The following is a 16,467-nucleotide window of genomic DNA, read 5'->3' as shown; positions in this document are numbered from 1 at the left end:
CTTTGGCAAGTTAAGCGCTTAATTCTGGAAAGATTTGGGAATATTTTTTAGTACCTGAGATGCCTGAAGCACAACCGTAAAAATAGTTATTGAGGTTTACCTCTAATCCATGGTGTAGGAATATTTCTTGAACAAATTTACAATCGCCGAAGTTCTTACTGTAAATCCACAGCATACGGTAATCACTGGGATTGCCGAGGAATAATTTACCAAGGATTGGAATTAATTTTCCCAAATAAAATCCATAGAAAAAGTTCAAAACAGGGTTAGATGGTTTGGAAACTTCCACAAAACTAAATTTTCCTCCTGGCTTTAAGATTCGGGAGACCTCTAAGGCCAATTGGTTCAGTTGATCTTTATTGAATGTTTTTAGGCCATATGCACAGGTAAGAATATCAAAACTGTTTGCGGGCAGCGAATTGTTAAGTACATCTTCCGTAAATGTCTTTAATTTTCCGGAGAAAAGTTTATCTCCCTTAGCTTTTGCTTTCCTTTGCATTTCTTCTGAAAAATCCAATGCATAAAAAGTGGCGTTAGGATATTTTTTCAACAATAAGTTCCAGTTTTCACCTAAACCAGATAAGATATCAATTACTTGGATAGGGTCATTGTTTTCAGCTAACACATTTATAAATTGTTTTCTCCAACGAATACTAAATCCGAATGAAGTAATATAATTCATTCTTTCATAGGAAGAAGACATTTGATTGAAAAGCTTTTTGACAAATGCTGGATCGTATATATTCATTTTTTTTAGATATGGTAATTGATTCTGGCCATGAATATAAAAAAAACTCCTGAAGCGGGGAGCTCCAGGAGTTTTTAACTAACCAATTATTAACCTAAATTATGAGCAAAACATATTTCAATCTTCGTGCCAAAGTATTTATAATTACACATACAATTCAAAATCAGCCCACTAACCATCCAATCTTAACATAAATTAACCATTTCCTCGACCTCGTATCCCACCTGACCCTTCAAAATAAGTTTGAATTTGGGTTAGAATCGCCCTTTAAGCATGTTTAAAGCAAGGGTAAAGTAACAAGAAACTATATGAAGCATACATTTTACATACTTTAAGTATACTTTCACTATGCTTTCACCACGAAGCAAACCATAAAAAAACTCCTGAAGCGGGGAGCTCCAGGAGTCTTAACTAACCAATTATTAACCTAAATTATGAAATTTGATAAGTATATTTCAAGTTCTGTGCCGAAAAACATACTTAACTAAAATTTTAATAAAAAATCCTCTTTACTGACAATTTCATGGCAATCCACCATTAAAAAGCTTTATTTAACCTCCTCAGGCTTATCAATCACCTTATCAAAATCATAACTTGCAAAGCGTCCTGTATCTTTCGCGTGTACTAAATCTTGCTCTTCACCGCCCCATGGCCAACCGCCAAATTCTGTTCTGCGGTATTGATTAAAAGCTTCCTGCAATTCTTTTTCAGTATTCATAACAAATGGCCCATAGGCTGCAACCGGCTCACCAATAGGTTCACCTTCTAAGATCAACAACTTCGCAATGCCAGATCCTGTATTTTTGATCCAGATTTCTTCATCACCTCCCAAATCAGCCATGTGGTTTGGCTGAACCTTATAATCCGCCATTTCCACAGGATCCTGCCCATCATAATATAGCACAAAACGGTTCATGGTTTTGGAAACTGCATCTAGGTTGATTGCTGTTCCTGGTTCCATCTCTATTAACGCCGCACCCATATGATGCTCAGGGTCGCGAGCCCAAGAGTGTTTCAATGCACCCAAGGATTTCACACCATAATATTCGCCATGGATAACTTTAATGCTTACTTTCTTTCCTTCTTGATCCAAAACTGCTTCCGGAATGATCTCTTTCCATAACATCTTATAATCTGGTTCCGTCAATTTATCCTTTCCGGCCATATTTACCCAGATTTGGAATAAACGTAATGGATTTGGCTTATCTTCATGGATCAATGGGAACATCTCCGCATGAAGAACACCTTCGCCTGCACTCATCAACTGTACATCGCCATCCCCATATCTTCCTTTGGAACCTTTGGAATCAAAGTGGTCTGCGTATCCTTCAGAAACAATGGTGATGATCTCAAAGCCCCGGTGTGGGTGATGAGGGAAACCTGGGATTTGCTGTCCATGGTACATCCGCCAAGGATTGCTACGATCAAAGTCGTTACCGATGTTTCTTCCTGCCAATGATGCCTTCGGACCTAATTTTCCATTTCCTTCCGGATAAAGTTCATAATGGTAAGCTCCCATAATAAACGGATCGCGTAATGGTAATCTTCCTTCTACTTTGCTTATGTTTTTTACTTTCATGATATTTCCTTTTTTTTGTTTTCCTTGATATCATCAAACAGTAGTCCATAAGGCCAAAAAAAGTGTTGGACTTACTTGTAGGTAACTAGTTAACAAGGAGTAACCCAACTTGTTTTAAGCTAAATAAGTGCATTTTGATGGGTTATTGGAAGGGGATAGGGTGTTGTTATGGAATGAAATCTGACAATACTGCCTGTTTGTCATTTAAAATAAGGGGAAAACAAAAATTAACTGACAATAATTCCTTTTCCGAAGCTATAATCTTCTAGGTTTTCGCAACATTTTTCAAATTCAAATGGCGGGCGGTCCAAAGGGATAGTCTCTTTATCAAAGTTAAAAAGGAGTTTGTAACCTAATTTATCTTCACTAACAGCATACACATAATCTGTATGCGTTTCATTTTGCGGCAGAGAAATCATTAACTGTTTATGAAATAACGGATCAATTGCCCAGGAATCTTTTTCTTTGCAACTGTGCCAACCGGTCACCTGGACATTGGGATTCCATTCCTTTACATGATGCAGGTAATTGATCAGGTAGCAGAAATGCTTCATATCGATATCGTAAGGAAAAGTCAATAGATTCGTTTGGGCATCTAAGCGGGTCAGGTTGATGATGACCTGGAATTTCTGCTCATTGAATTGATCACAGAACGCTTTGCAGTGGTTTTTAACGTCGTTGAAGATTGGACCTTTAACACGAATCACTTTATCATTGTTTTTTTTGATAAAATCCTCTTCATTGAACTGTTGAATAGGAGATACATCTCCTTTGCTATTTACGGTTTTTAATAGCATGAAGATCACAAACAATACAACAAGTATAGTAATGATGCTGAAGGTATTCATAAAAAAGGTTAATGATACGTTCGATACGGTTGGTTATATCCTTATCGCTTAGCATAAAATTAGTTAATTTATTTCTAAAAATCCTATATTTTAGAAAAAAATTAATAAAGTCTAAGTCTATTTAACAAGCTCAATGCTTACCAGCTCTTTTACTAAAGTTTTGCCTTTAACATCTTGACCATCAACAATCCTTTCTGAGGCCGCTTTTAATATGTTTCCTGTTTTTAGATCAAAATGCATTTCATATCGATCCTTCAATTTTATATTAACGGAATTCAAATCTTCCTTGTTCTTCAAGTCAAATTGACTTTGAATTTTTCCTATTAATTGCTTGAGTTCTTCTTCATCTATTTCCGATTCTTTTTTGATGATGGCAACCTGATCGGCTTGAATATTGTCTAACCAAATGCTGCTTTTAATAGATAATGGAATACTGCCAAGAATATTCGGTGCATCTTCCTGATATGTTTCCTTCTCCTTAGAGGTAAAATAGTTCCCGTAAAGGCCATGCAATAGTTTGATTTCTTTAAATGCAATGGATTCTATTAATTGCTTGTCCTTGAACAACTCGATTGTTTGGCTCATGGCGAAATCCATATCGTCTGCCATTTCAGGTTCTTCTTTTTTAAGTATGGAAAAGAATTTTTTAAGAGATTGTTCCAAGTTAGTCATCAATTCCGCTGTATTGAGGACTTCCTGAAAGACTCCATTTTGATCGGTACGATAAACAACATTGATCTGCGAAAAATCCTTTAATGCATCATGGTATTTTTCTGGGATTCCTAAAGATTCAAAATCAGTTTGATATAGCCACTGAATTTTATAACCATTCTCAGCAACATCCAAAACTTTAAATTTTGCCATTAGGCTACCTTTATTGGACTTGACCAATTCTCCATTAACTGTTTCAGTTTTTTCTTTATGAATGATATAGTTTAATGAATCGCCTTTTTCCCATTTAGGAATTATTTGGATATCAAGTTCTTCTTGGCCATATGCGATTTGGAATAAAAAAAGTAAGCTTATGATAGTGAGAAGGTAATTGGTTGGCTTTTGCATAATACTTTATGAATTTATTAGCAATAATAATAAAATTACCCTATATGGGGTATTTATTTCTATTGATGTAGGTGATAATTTTGCTGGTAATATAAAACCAACATAATTAATCAAAATGAAAAAGTTTCTATTAATGCTAGTGCCCATGTTCTTTTCAATTGCCTTACTGGCACAGAACAGACCCGGAGGAAAGTACATCAATGTAGGTTATTCCTCACAAACCTTAAGTTTTGCAGATGATAACGATGCATTCGAATTAAAAAGTAAAATAGGAGGAACGTTCAACAGCGGAAGAACATTCTATATCCTGAACAGACCTGTGGCCAAGATGATCTATTTCGGGATTGATTGGACTTATATTGATCTAAATTATGTGCAATATAAGGAAGAGGTGGTTGATGAGGAAGAAAGCTTCGTAACGCATAAAGCAGAAGCAGGCATGCAGGTAGGACCTTCGGTACATATTGCTCCAATCGATGGATTGACTTTCTCCACCTATTACCGTTATGCGCCAAGTTATTCCATGATGTTTGCGGATTCGGAATTTTCTGGTGGATATGCAGGCTTAAATGTCGCTGGTATAAGTATAAATTATTCCGCTTTTGGAATAGGAGTAGAACAGCGTTGGGGAACCGCCAAACATAATTTTAGCTTGGATGTGGAGGATATGGAAGAGGAGCAGGAAGAAAAAGTCTCGCATAAATACAAACTTTCTGGACCAAGGGTGTTTTTATCCTTCAGATTCTAAATCCTCAGATTTTAAATAAGACCATCAAATCAATTTAATTTTTTATAGTTAATAGTGAATAATGCTAAACCTCTGGCAATTGCTGGGGGTTTTACTTTTTAGTATATTTAGCCAATGGATAAGAAGGAAATCATTATCAAGGATAAACTTGAGCCTAAACGCCTTCTCAAGGTAGCCTTATTTGACCAAGAGAAAACAAACACAAAACCCCATAAGCATAATGGTTATCTGGAATTGGTGTACTTGTCGCGTACTGCTGGTAAACATACCATCGATACGCGGGAAATTTTGGTCAAGGCACCTTGTTTATTGGTAATCCGACAGGACAATGTGCATTTCTGGGAATTGGAACGCCCTGTGGAAGGTTATGTGGTTCTATTAAAAAGTGCGTTTGTGGAAAGTAGCTTAGATCAGGGATTTCTAAAATTGATCGAACAGATCAGTGACTTTGATCAAATTCATTTAAAGGACGATGCATCCATTTACCAACTATTGGCCCTATTAGCCGAAGAAGAAAGTCCAATGATTCAGGAAGCACTTTTTAAAGCGGTTCTGCTTAAAACATTGGAAAATCTACCCAAACCAGAATTAAGCCTTCCGAGAAATAATAATCTTTTTGATCGATTTGTGGAGCTCATTGGGCAAAGTCGACCTATTGTGAACCATGTTGCCCATTATGCGGAATTACTGAATACCAGCCCTCAGAATCTAAATGCTTCCTGTAAGAAAAGGTCTGGGAAAACAGCTTCGGAAGTGCTTTCGGAACATATTCTTAAGGAAGCGCAAAGGCTCTTATTATATACCGGAAAGAGCATTTCGGAAATTGCTTATGCATTGGGATTTTCCGATAAATCTCATTTTTCCAAATACTTTAAGCGGAACCTTGGCATCCGTGCGAAGGATTTCCGCATGCAGCAAGCTTAGAATTCTTTTTCGCCAAATTCACTTTTTGGAAGTTTTATCAGTTGATTCAACCGCTGAAGATTGATGTTGAGGTTCAACAAGAGGATATTCTTCTCATAGATGTAATTGGTGGTGGTATAGAAATCTTTATCCCAAGTGCTGATTCGTTGCTCATTGACGCCCCAATCTCCCAATTCTATATTTTGCCATTGCAATTGGGCAGTCATTGCACCTTTTAAGAATGATTTGCTCAGGTTAAAATGCGGTGTTAAAAAGCGGGAATCAACGCCTTGAACCGTTGGTCTTTCAGAAAGATAGTTTACCTGTAAACCCGTGCTCCAGTTCTTACCAAGAGAAGCCTGTAGGCCTGAATTGATGTTGTATACCCAATCACTATTCGTTTTCGTATCCTCGTAATCCAATACTTTTCCGGAAATGGAATAATGGTATGCATTGATACCCAAGTTCAGGGTCAGCCAAGGAAAAACCTTTCCATTGGCGCCAAGTTCTGCACCAAAACGTTTTGAATAATCTGCATTGGTAAATACCCGGTGTAGGATGGTATCCGCATAGACTGAATTGACCCGTTGAATCGGGTTTTTACTATGTTGGAAATAAGCATTCAAGAATACGGTTCCGTTTTTGAGTTTTTTGACCAATCCGGTCTCCGCATTAGTAATGAATTCGGGTAGGAGTTCGGGATCTCCCTGCTCCAAAGTTTCGGAATGTTCCCTTTCTGGAATAGGGTTCAATTCAAAATTATTATTTCGTTGTACCCTTCTGGCTGCTGCAATTTTCCAGGATAGATTGTTTCCTAGATCATGCATCAGGTTAAAGGATGGATACAATTGATGGATGGAGTAGGGGAATTCCTCATTTCTATCCAGCAAAAGGACATCTCTTTGGTAATATTCATAACGAAGCCCTAAGGAATATTGCGTTCTTTCCAGTTTTCTATCGAATTGGGAATAAAAGGCATGCACCAGATTAGTTGCTTTTAATTTTCCTGTAAATTCAGGGATCAACTGCAAATTATTGTTGCCACTGCTCGATTCCCAATATTCAAAGTTTCCTCGCTGCTTGTCTGATCGCAATTGATAACCCGATAACAATTCACCAGCCTTCATTTTCCATTGGTGGTTAAATTGCAGCCTTAGCCCATTCAGCGGATTCGTATATCGGTTATCGGTATATTGAACGGTATCCATTCCGTTTTCAATATTGGCGTTTTTGGTGGAACCATGGATATTGGCATGTTCATAAATAGCACCTAAAGTAAAAGCATGTTGTGGATTGACTTTGAACAGATAGGTTAGATCGACCAAATAGAATTCCCCTTGTTTATTCTGTAGGTTGGGATTGAAATAGTTAGAAGTGCCCAATAACTCTCCGGTAGAAGGTTTTACGGTTCTATTGGTATAATGAATGTCGGCAATTCGGTCTTGGTATTTTTTAGACGCCAACAAACCGATGCTGATGTTGTTTTGGTCATTAAATTCATAGGAACCATTTAGTCGTAATCCATAATTGTATTTATCGAAGCTTCTTTCGCCTTTGGATGGGAAAAAAGTCTGTCTATCTCCAATGATGGTGTTGACATCGCCATCCCTGAATCCTGCATTATCGTTTCGGAGGTAATTGGCAGAACCATTGAGCTCTAGCTTTTCCTGTTTGAATTGAAAAGCGATGTCGGCTCCATAACGCTGCTGTTTCTTAACATTGTCATAGTCATCTATGCTTGGTAAACCGCCTTGAAGGTTCATGATCCATGAAAAGCCACTTGTGATGTTCTTTTTCGTTTTGATATTAATGATCCCTGCCTTACCATCTGGGTCGAATTGTGCAGATGGGCTGCTGATGAATTCCACTTCCGAAACATCGTTGGCCGCTATCTGGTTCAATATACTCGTAGGATCTACTAAGCTCGGTTTTCCATTGATCAATACCATTAAGCCAGCATTTCCACGAACACTTAAATTTCCTTGGCCATCTAAAGCTACCGCAGGAAGATTCTTTACGATGTCTAAAGCAGTACCACCGACGGCATTCTTATATTGGCTGGCTTGGTAAGTTTGCCTATCTGCACTGTGTTTTTGTGGCGTTTGTCCGGCAGATATGCTTATCTGTCCGATCTGGTTGACTGCTGGAGTCAATAGGATTTCGCCCAAATCCATACGACCATTTCGTGTCATGTTGATTTTGCTGGCGTATTGTTTATAGCCGATGGACTTTATCTGTAGTTGATAATTGCCCTGCTTCAGTTTATTAAATTCAAATTTCCCCACACTATCAGAAATCATTCCGTCCAACACTTTTTGTTGCGCATCCAAAATGGAAATAGAGGCGTATGGAATTCCTTGGTTGCTTAAGGAATCGACCACCCGCCCAGACAGGATATTTTGCTGTGCTTGAAGATTAAAAAGGGTAAAGAACAGGCAGAATAGGAGGTAGTATTTTTTCACGTTGTTTAGATTTTGCGTAAAAATAAGAAAGCTTGAATAGATTACGGTATAAGCATTGTTTTATACCATTTTATTTTCAAATAGACTATTTTGGTCTACACTAAAGAACTCTCGGAAATATGGTTTATTTTTGTATATTTGTACACATTCAAAAGAGACCTCCATTTTTTTCCATTCTGCATTCTGCAAAAGAAAATCAAATCTCTCATTATTATTTAATCATAAAGGTATTTAATGTCAAAAACTCAACTTACATTCAAGAAAAAAGAAACTGCAAAAAAGAAACAATTAAAGAAATTAGAAAAACAAGAAAGACGTGAGCAGAACAAAATGAACAATGACAAAGGAAAGTCATTGGAAGAGATGTTTGCTTATGTAGATGAATTTGGAAATATTTCCAGCACGCCACCGACCCAACAGTACAAATTCAAGGAAGAGGATCTATTGCGTCCGCAGGATCAGGAAGATGAATTCTTGTTCGGGAAAGTGTCTTATTACAATGAAACCGGTAATTATGGATTTATCCGTGATAATGAAAGCCGTGAGACCGTTTATTTCAATGATAAATTGGCGGGTAAATCACTTTCATTGAATCAGGCTGTGAAATACAAGTACACACGTACGAAACAAGGGAATCAGATTACGGAGGTCGAAGTCCTATAAATACTACTCTTTTTTAATAATGAAAAAGCAGCAATCGAATGATTGCTGCTTTTCTTTTTTAATAAAGTGAGGAATTAACCGATAACGCGAACGTTTACTGCGTTTAATCCTTTTTTTCCATTTTCTACTTCATAAGATACTCTGTCGTTCTCACGCACTGGACCTTTAAGACCTGTAGTGTGAACAAAAACATCAGCACCACCGTTAGATGGAGTGATAAATCCGAATCCTTTAGTCTCGTTAAAGAATTTAATAGTTCCTTCTTGCATTGTATTATTATTTTATTGATAAATTATTTTGTTTTTTTAAGGCCAAAAAGCGCCTTGCTTTCAATTAAAGCTTTACAATGTATTGAATAGAAAAAACTATGCCGAAAATATTGTGATAACTTCAATAGGTCAAATGAACATACCTATTGCCTATAGACTTGTCAAGTAACATTACGAAGGTAAGATATTTAATTGTAAAAGAAAGAATATTAATTTTTTATTCTTGGAAAAATAGGTTTAATGACAAAATAATAGCAATATATTATTTCTAATTCTGTTTCAAACCGCAATTCTTATCTTTGATATAAACAGTAAGCTATGGAAAAAAATCAGATCAATGCCGATGAGTTTGTGTCCAAATTTATGGATGGGAGTTTAAAGCATCTGACCTATATCCAAACGCCGATTAAAATTTTTCCATTAAGGGATATTGCGCCCTACCTTAAAACTCCAGTTCCACCCATCTTCTTTGGCTACAATCTGTTGATCCATATAACTGAAGGATATTTTAACCAACAGATTGAATCTACCACCTTTATGGTGAATGCTCCGGCAGTGGTGATCTGTAATTATGGGCATATTTCGGCTATCCATTCGGTGGATAAATCAGCCCAGGGTTATTGTGTACTAATTAAAGAACAGGCGATGACCTCTATGTTTAGAGAACAGGAGATCCTCCATATCTTTAATATTGCCCCCTTATTAAACCTAAGTAAGGAAGATAGTCAGGAATTGAACAATATGCTCGATTTGTTATACCGGGAGATCTATACGGATAAACCCTATAAGGAACTGTATGAGAGTATTTTCAAAACCGTAGCCTTAAAAATCATTAAACTTTCCAATGCTAATAAGTCTTTGGAAAGGAAGCAGGAAATTGCGCTAGCATTTAAGCAATTGGTTCATTTACATTTCAATAAGCACAAGACCGTGGATTTTTATGCAGATAAACTGGCGGTTTCCATCAATTATTTAAACAGGTGCGTATCTTCTGTTTTCAATAAATCATCCAAAGAATTAATCCTGGAAGTAGCGATTATCCATAGTCAATTATTGCTGCTAGAAACCAACAAAAGTGTGGCTAGCATAGCCTATGAACTTGATTTTGCGGATCCATCTTATTTTACAAGGCTCTTTAAAAAGATTGTAGGTATCTCTCCGAGTGAATATCGGAAGGGTGTAAAGTAAATTTGGGTTATGCACGATTTGTCCTAATTATTATCTTATTTCTCATAGTATAGCATTTCCTTATTAATTAATTTTGTATTGCTTGTTTCTGTCAAATTTTTAGTAAACAGGCATTAACAACATTGAAAATAACCAAGAAAGAAAAAGGAAATGAGCGAAGTAGTAGCACAAATAGATTTTAATACTTATATCAATACCTTCAGTAAAGAGCTGAAACAATTATTCCGTGAGGATAACGATATCAATCAACTAAGTTTGAATCGTGATCTTCCGAAGGAGTTTTTGAACAAGATCATGGCGCATAAGCCTTTGGCGGTGGCCATTCCAAAAATTCATGGAGGAAGAGGAGTTTCCGTAAAAGAATGTTTAAGTGTTCTTGCTGCTGCTTCTTATGAATCTCTTCCTTTATCCTTGATGTTCGGGATCAATATTGCTTTATTCTTGGAGCCTTTAGCGAAATATGGACAGTTTCCTGTACAGGAGCGGATTTTTAGCCAGTTTTTGGAAAAAAATGCGATGGGTGGATTAATGATTACCGAGAAAGCGTATGGTAGTGATGCCTTGAATATGAAGACAGCTTATCAGCAGGTTGAAGGATCATACCATATCAAAGGGCAGAAACATTGGCAGGGATTAAGTGGTGCAGCTGATTTTTGGTTGGTTACAGCACGAAAATTTGGCGCGAATGGTGAATTGGCAAGGGATATTGATTTCTTTGTAACAGATAATAATAAACCGGAAGAGCATATTCCAATGGTTCATCGTTATAATAACCTGGGTTTATATGCAATTCCTTATGGAATCAATGAAATTGATGTGGTGGTTCCTGAGGAGCAGAAATTGACTCCTGAAAGTACCGGTATCAAATTGATGTTAGATATGTTGCACCGCAGTAGGTTGCAATTCCCAGGGATGGGAATGGGTTTCATTAAGCGTCTATTGGACGAGACCTTACAGCATTGTCAAGAAAGGATCGTAGGCGGCGCCCCATTGTTGCAGATTGATGCGGTTAAGTATCAGGTGGCAAGAATTCAAGCGGCATATACGATTTGTTCTGGAATGTGTGCATATAGTGTTGGACAGAGTGGGATAGAGCATGATTTGGCGACTTTAAGTGTAGAAGCTAATACCTTGAAAGCATTGGTTACCGATTTGATGCAGGAATCTGCTCAGATCAGCTTGCAATTGGCCGGGGCAAATGGATATCGTTTGGATCATATTGCCGGTAGGGCAGTGGTGGATAGCAGACCATTCATGATTTTTGAAGGATCGAATGAGATGCTGTATAGCCAGATTGCAGAAGGTATTTTGAAATTGATGCGTAAGAGCAAGGAGACTAATCTTTATAATTTCTTAAAAACTTATAAATCCGCGGATATCAGTGCGGATTATTTTAAATCGCAATTGGATTTCTCGGTAGAGGGTAATTTGAAGCAAAGAGACTTGGTGACGATCGGTAGAATGATTGCAAGGGTGATCAGTTTCCAATTTGTATTGAAAATGCAAGGGTTTAACCCTGCTTTGGTGGAAATCACCAGAAAGCATATGCTTATGGATCTAACCATGTTCTTAGGGCAATTGAATGCTAAGAATGAAGCTGATCCTCTGGTGGATTATACCGACAACGCCGACTGGGTTAACTTCCTAGGTTAGTATTCATCCCGCCCTTGCGATTAAGCGTCCTTGCGATTAAGCGTCATTGCGATTAAACGTCATTGCGAGGAGGTTTCCCTGTCATTGCGAGGAGGTACGACGAAGCAATCTTCAAAAATGTCATGCTGAGCGCAGTCGAAGCATCTGTACGATCACCATCCCACAGATCCTTCAACTCCCCTCAACATGACATTTTTTTATGGAAATTTCTCAAAAAATAATCTTTATTCATATACCTAAGATTAAATCCATTATACCAACATACAAATTAGTATATTTAACACTATGGCCGAGAAGTTTTTAATTGATGAACAGACCCTCCGGGATCTCCAACTACGTGATTTTAGCAATCGTACCATTTTCAGTTTTTACGAAGAGGCTGTCATAACCGAAGGCGGCCAAGAATTCTTCCTTTCCGTATTCTACGATCCCGTATTGGATATCGACATCATAAAAAACAGGCAATCCAAAATACGTCGTTTAGAAGCGGTAGCCCATGAGGTTTTCCCATTCTACCGTGTCATCCTCAAAGACATTGAAAAGTTTATTAAAACCAGGCATTCCGGCGGGAGCACCTCCAACGGTCTCATGGATATCTTTGGCATCCGGACACCCGCATATTACTATAAAAAACGAAATATTTTTGAGGTCTGTGATTTCCTGATGGACTCCCAGAAGTTCTATCAAAAGATCTATGACCATACCCCCGATGAGGATCTGAAAGAAATGATCGATACCATTGATTCCTGTTTAGCGAGGATTTTTGATGGTAAACCCAGAGATCCCGAAAAGATCAAAATCAATATTTTCAATATCGATAAATTCGATCGATTGATCCGTTTCGAACTTTCCAGCAGAATAAAGAGAGCTATCAGTTTTTTCTATGAAATAGATGCCTATTTCGCTGTCGCTAAAGTTTCGGAAGCAAGATCATTCTGCTATCCCGAAGTATATCCCAAAAACCAAACGGGAGAGATTTATATGGAAGGTGTTTATCACATTTTCCATAAATCGCCTGTAAAAAACGATCTAAAAATTTCGAAGGATAAAAAGTTATGGTTCCTGACTGGGGCAAATATGGCCGGGAAATCCTCTATCATCAAAACTATATCCTCTGCCTTATACCTCACCCATATTGGTTTTCCAGTCCCCGCAGATCAGATAAAGACCGATCTTATTGACGGTTTATTTACCAGTATCAATCTGCAGGATAACCTGGAAATGGGCTATAGCCATTTTTATGTGGAAGCCATGCGTTTGAAGGATATCGTGGATCAATTGGAACCACATTCCAATGCGTTGATGATATTGGATGAGCTTTTCAAGGGAACCAATCATAGCGATGCTTCCAATGCGATTCTGAAGGTCATGAAGAACCTGGCAGAAGTGGATGGGCCATTTGTGATTGTATCTTCCCACATCACTGAACTATCGGAAGAATTGAAGAAAATAAATACGGTGGATTTCTTTAAGATGAATATCGAAAGTGACCCTGAGGGCTTGCCTATTTTCACCTATAAGATCGTTCCTGGTATTGCGGAAGAAAAGTTAGGCATGTGGTTGCTCAAAAAAAGTGGTGCTTTCGAATCCATCGATAAATTGAAGGATCCAAAAGCACCAGAAATTTCATAAAGAAATGCAGCCTGATTAGGCTGCATTCATCATTTGTCTACATGCATCTGCACATTTCCTACATGCTTCCGCACATTCCTTACAATGGTCCATTCCCATGGAAGCATGTTTCTCACATTCCTCCGCACATGCATCACATATTTCAGCACATAGTGTACAAATATCTTTGCTGAACTTGCCATCCAAACTCATGCTCGTTACGGATGCTTCACAAATAGCTACACATTCCAAATTCAATTGAATACATTTTCTTAAATGCTCCACATTTTCCTCATTCAAACATGCCATTGCACATTGATTACACATCACCACGCATTCGTTGCATGCTTCTATGCATTCCTGGTATTTTGTCTGTATCATAATATTTTGTTTAAATCCTCTATAGAATTCTAAGAGTCCGCCAGTAATTTAATGACCTATCTCTATAGAATGAACAGTTTATACTTGGAATTGTTCTTTTATCATGGTAAAAAAATAACGCATAACCATCTGGTTATGCGTTAATAGGTTTATTGACTCAATTGACTCCTTAGCCCTATTTTTTTAGGTAATTATCAAAGTATTTAGCGATTTTATCGTACATATGAATCCTATCCTTGCCTGAAACATTGTGTTCATGGGTAGGGTATAAGAAATAATCTACTTGTTTACCGGCTTCAATACATTTTTGGATAAACTCCATACTGTGTTGTTGTACCACCACCGGATCCTGCGCTCCATGGATGATCAGTAGGTTCCCTTTCAGTTTATCGGCTTTGTTCAATAGAGAGGTCTTTTCATAGCCTTCCGGATTTTCTTCTGGGGTATCCATATAACGTTCACCATACATCACTTCATAGAATTTCCAGTCCATAACCGGCCCACCGGCCACAGCAGCCTTGAAAATATCATTATGCTTCGTCATTAAGGAGCTTGTCATGAATCCGCCATAACTCCAGCCAAAGATTCCCATATTAGCTGCATCAACATATGGTTGCGATTTTAGGTAGTCAATGCCCACTAATTGATCGGCCATTTCGGCTTCACCCAGGTTGCGGTGGGTTACTCGTGTGAAATCACGGCCACGAGCATCCGAGCCACGGTTGTCTAAGGTGAATACGATGTAACCATTTTGTGCCATGTACATATCGAAGTAGCCTAATCCTCCTAACCATCTATCGGTTACCATTTGAGCGTGTGACCCACCATATAGGTACACCATGACCGGGTATTTTTTGTTTGGATCAAAATTGGTCGGATAAGTTATGCGGGCATTCAAAGGTGTTTTACCATCTGCCGATACGAATGATTTAAATTCGATTTTAGGAAGGTTGATTTTGCCCGTAAAAGGATTCGTAGCATGCAATATAGGCGTTGCTTTGCCGTCTTTCGTTGCAATGACCTGAACGATGTTTGGAGTGTTCAGATTGCTGTACTGATCCAATACATATTTACCACTGTTACTAATGCTGGAATTGTGTACCCCATTGGTTTTGGTCAGTTGGGTAGTTTTTCCATTCTTTAATTCAACTTCAAAAAGATGACGCTCCATACCATTGTTGGTAGCACCAATATAATAGGCTTTCGAACCTTTCTCATCAAAGCCTTGGAAATTGGTCACCAATACATCCTTATAGCCTAATTGGCGGATCAATTTTCCGGAAGTATCATATAGATAAAGTTGGTTATATCCATCCTTATCCGTTTGATAGATGAATTGTTTAGGATTATTCGGTAAGAATGCCAATGCATGTTGAGGTTCAACCCAAGAGTCTGATTTTTCTTCAAACAAAGTTTGAACGAACTCGCCTGTAGAGGCTTTGTATTTATTCAGTTTTAAATGGTCCTGACCACGGTTGAGGACACCAACAAACACGAATTCCCCGGTAGGATCCCAGGTTACTATCGTCAGGTATTGTTCCTTCGGTTCCCCAGTCTGTAAAGTGATGGTCTGTTTCGTCTCGGTGTCATAGATTTTTAGGACAACTTCCTCACTTTTCATACCTGCCATTGGATAACGGATATCTTTGATGCTAGCTACCCGGGTATCCCATTGTGGCAATGGATAATTGCTCACCATGGTTTCGTCTTTGCGATAATACAATAACTTTTTATTATCCGCAGACCACCACATACCCTTATCGATCCCAAATTCATTTCTATGGATCACCGAAGTTCCATTGACAATGCCATCGATGGTATCTTGGGTTACCTGCAACTTCTGGCCATCAGCTTGGTTGATTTCGATGTTATTACCAACCAAATAAGCTGATTGTGTATTTAATGATCCGATTTCTTCTCCTTCACGTTCCTTAGGCAAGGTGTTTTTGACCTGCGCGGTTTTGGTAGCTAGATCGTAAACCAAACCATAGGTGTTGTTTTCCCCAGCAACTTGGAAGGAGATCCTTTTGTTGTCTTCCCATTGGTAGCTGGTTGGGAAATTACGAAGGTTTATTTTTTCATTAGGGAGTACGGTTTTAATGGCCGATTGTAGATCGGATAGGCTAGCGATCTGCTGCGGTTTCCAATTGTTCTTTACATCGAAAGAAACCAAGTTCTGGTAGGTGCTGTCCAAGCTGGAAAAGGCATCCGTATTTTTGATCCATTTTGCGGCAGGAAGGCTTTTTGCAGCGAATTTTCCAGGGCCAAATACTGTTTCGTCAATAGTTAAATTCCTTTGTCCATAAGCGTAGCTTGAACTCAAAAGGAGCAATAACAAGAGTTTTTTCATTCTTT

Annotated in this window: 14 protein-coding genes; 6 read left to right on the top strand and 8 right to left on the bottom strand. The window is 38.1% G+C overall.

Features of this window, described 5'->3' with window-relative positions; genetic code table 11:
* Positions 1–10 precede the first annotated feature (10 nt).
* From E3D81_RS05450 to E3D81_RS05435, 4 genes are all read right to left on the bottom strand, one after another.
* Positions 11–748 carry a class I SAM-dependent methyltransferase gene (locus E3D81_RS05450; RefSeq protein WP_099366354.1) on the bottom strand — a complete coding sequence of 246 codons (738 nt, stop codon included), beginning with the start codon at positions 746–748 and terminating at the stop codon, positions 11–13.
* A 547-nt stretch (positions 749–1,295) separates the two neighbouring features.
* On the bottom strand, positions 1,296–2,327 hold the full coding sequence (locus E3D81_RS05445) for a pirin family protein (RefSeq protein WP_134776724.1): 1,032 nt from the start codon (positions 2,325–2,327) through the stop codon (positions 1,296–1,298).
* A gap of 227 nt (positions 2,328–2,554) precedes the next feature.
* Positions 2,555–3,175, bottom strand: coding sequence for a hypothetical protein (locus tag E3D81_RS05440; protein ID WP_134776723.1), 621 nt, complete (start codon positions 3,173–3,175; stop codon positions 2,555–2,557).
* Positions 3,176–3,292: 117 nt separating this feature from the next.
* Complete coding sequence (locus tag E3D81_RS05435) at positions 3,293–4,234, bottom strand: hypothetical protein (protein WP_134776722.1); 942 nt, start codon at positions 4,232–4,234, stop codon at positions 3,293–3,295.
* 115 nt (positions 4,235–4,349) lie between these two features.
* On the opposite strand from E3D81_RS05435, the gene E3D81_RS05430 reads away from it, so the two are divergent.
* Positions 4,350–4,982 (top strand): hypothetical protein, encoded by a 633-nt coding sequence (locus tag E3D81_RS05430; RefSeq protein ID WP_134776721.1) that lies wholly within the window; start codon positions 4,350–4,352, stop codon positions 4,980–4,982.
* A 114-nt stretch (positions 4,983–5,096) separates the two neighbouring features.
* Positions 5,097–5,906, top strand: coding sequence for an AraC family transcriptional regulator (locus E3D81_RS05425; protein ID WP_134776720.1), 810 nt, complete (start codon positions 5,097–5,099; stop codon positions 5,904–5,906).
* Here the strand turns inward: E3D81_RS05425 and E3D81_RS05420 are convergent.
* Positions 5,903–8,347: a TonB-dependent receptor domain-containing protein gene (locus E3D81_RS05420; RefSeq protein ID WP_134776719.1), complete on the bottom strand. Its 2,445-nt coding sequence runs from the start codon at positions 8,345–8,347 to the stop codon at positions 5,903–5,905. The two genes, E3D81_RS05425 and E3D81_RS05420, sit on opposite strands and share 4 nt — an antisense overlap.
* 234 nt (positions 8,348–8,581) lie before the next feature.
* On the opposite strand from E3D81_RS05420, the gene E3D81_RS05415 reads away from it, so the two are divergent.
* Positions 8,582–9,010, top strand: coding sequence for a cold-shock protein (locus E3D81_RS05415; protein ID WP_134776718.1), 429 nt, complete (start codon positions 8,582–8,584; stop codon positions 9,008–9,010).
* 74 nt (positions 9,011–9,084) lie between these two features.
* On the opposite strand, the gene E3D81_RS05410 is transcribed toward E3D81_RS05415, so the two are convergent.
* Complete coding sequence (locus tag E3D81_RS05410; RefSeq protein ID WP_099366361.1) at positions 9,085–9,279, bottom strand: cold-shock protein; 195 nt, start codon at positions 9,277–9,279, stop codon at positions 9,085–9,087.
* A 318-nt stretch (positions 9,280–9,597) separates the two neighbouring features.
* Here E3D81_RS05410 and E3D81_RS05405 point away from each other — a divergent pair, with 318 nt between their 5' ends.
* The 3 genes from E3D81_RS05405 to E3D81_RS05395 all read left to right on the top strand — a co-directional run bounded on the left by E3D81_RS05405 (position 9,598) and on the right by E3D81_RS05395 (position 13,752).
* Entirely contained in the window at positions 9,598–10,467 is an 870-nt protein-coding gene (locus E3D81_RS05405; RefSeq protein WP_134776717.1) for a helix-turn-helix domain-containing protein, read from the top strand.
* A 150-nt stretch (positions 10,468–10,617) separates the two neighbouring features.
* Positions 10,618–12,120: an acyl-CoA dehydrogenase family protein gene (locus E3D81_RS05400; protein WP_134776716.1), complete on the top strand. Its 1,503-nt coding sequence runs from the start codon at positions 10,618–10,620 to the stop codon at positions 12,118–12,120.
* Between the two features lie 285 nt (positions 12,121–12,405).
* Positions 12,406–13,752: a MutS-related protein gene (locus tag E3D81_RS05395; protein ID WP_134776715.1), complete on the top strand. Its 1,347-nt coding sequence runs from the start codon at positions 12,406–12,408 to the stop codon at positions 13,750–13,752.
* A gap of 15 nt (positions 13,753–13,767) precedes the next feature.
* Here the strand turns inward: E3D81_RS05395 and E3D81_RS05390 are convergent, their stop codons facing one another.
* Both E3D81_RS05390 and E3D81_RS05385 read right to left on the bottom strand, forming a co-directional pair.
* On the bottom strand, positions 13,768–14,112 hold the full coding sequence (locus E3D81_RS05390) for a four-helix bundle copper-binding protein (RefSeq protein ID WP_099366365.1): 345 nt from the start codon (positions 14,110–14,112) through the stop codon (positions 13,768–13,770).
* A gap of 175 nt (positions 14,113–14,287) precedes the next feature.
* Positions 14,288–16,462, bottom strand: a complete 2,175-nt coding sequence (locus tag E3D81_RS05385) for a S9 family peptidase (RefSeq protein WP_134776714.1) — start codon at positions 16,460–16,462, stop codon at positions 14,288–14,290.
* Between the last annotated feature and the right edge of the window lie 5 nt (positions 16,463–16,467).

This window comes from Sphingobacterium sp. CZ-2 (genome assembly GCF_004526235.1).
Lineage (GTDB): Bacteria > Bacteroidota > Bacteroidia > Sphingobacteriales > Sphingobacteriaceae > Sphingobacterium > Sphingobacterium tenebrionis.
This window is presented reverse-complemented; position numbering and strand designations above follow the sequence as displayed.

What these genes read in the sequence shown, in the direction of transcription:
- E3D81_RS05385 (WP_134776714.1), bottom strand. Translation starts at nt 16,462, where the DNA reads ATGAAAAAACTCTTGTTATTGCTCCTTTTGAGTTCAAGCTACGCTTAT.
- E3D81_RS05415 (WP_134776718.1), top strand. Translation starts at nt 8,582, where the DNA reads ATGTCAAAAACTCAACTTACATTCAAGAAAAAAGAAACTGCAAAAAAG.
- E3D81_RS05400 (WP_134776716.1), top strand. Translation starts at nt 10,618, where the DNA reads ATGAGCGAAGTAGTAGCACAAATAGATTTTAATACTTATATCAATACC.
- E3D81_RS05405 (WP_134776717.1), top strand. Translation starts at nt 9,598, where the DNA reads ATGGAAAAAAATCAGATCAATGCCGATGAGTTTGTGTCCAAATTTATG.
- E3D81_RS05410 (WP_099366361.1), bottom strand. Translation starts at nt 9,279, where the DNA reads ATGCAAGAAGGAACTATTAAATTCTTTAACGAGACTAAAGGATTCGGA.
- E3D81_RS05435 (WP_134776722.1), bottom strand. Translation starts at nt 4,234, where the DNA reads ATGCAAAAGCCAACCAATTACCTTCTCACTATCATAAGCTTACTTTTT.
- E3D81_RS05430 (WP_134776721.1), top strand. Translation starts at nt 4,350, where the DNA reads ATGAAAAAGTTTCTATTAATGCTAGTGCCCATGTTCTTTTCAATTGCC.
- E3D81_RS05395 (WP_134776715.1), top strand. Translation starts at nt 12,406, where the DNA reads ATGGCCGAGAAGTTTTTAATTGATGAACAGACCCTCCGGGATCTCCAA.
- E3D81_RS05450 (WP_099366354.1), bottom strand. Translation starts at nt 748, where the DNA reads ATGAATATATACGATCCAGCATTTGTCAAAAAGCTTTTCAATCAAATG.
- E3D81_RS05440 (WP_134776723.1), bottom strand. Translation starts at nt 3,175, where the DNA reads ATGAATACCTTCAGCATCATTACTATACTTGTTGTATTGTTTGTGATC.
- E3D81_RS05425 (WP_134776720.1), top strand. Translation starts at nt 5,097, where the DNA reads ATGGATAAGAAGGAAATCATTATCAAGGATAAACTTGAGCCTAAACGC.
- E3D81_RS05445 (WP_134776724.1), bottom strand. Translation starts at nt 2,327, where the DNA reads ATGAAAGTAAAAAACATAAGCAAAGTAGAAGGAAGATTACCATTACGC.
- E3D81_RS05390 (WP_099366365.1), bottom strand. Translation starts at nt 14,112, where the DNA reads ATGATACAGACAAAATACCAGGAATGCATAGAAGCATGCAACGAATGC.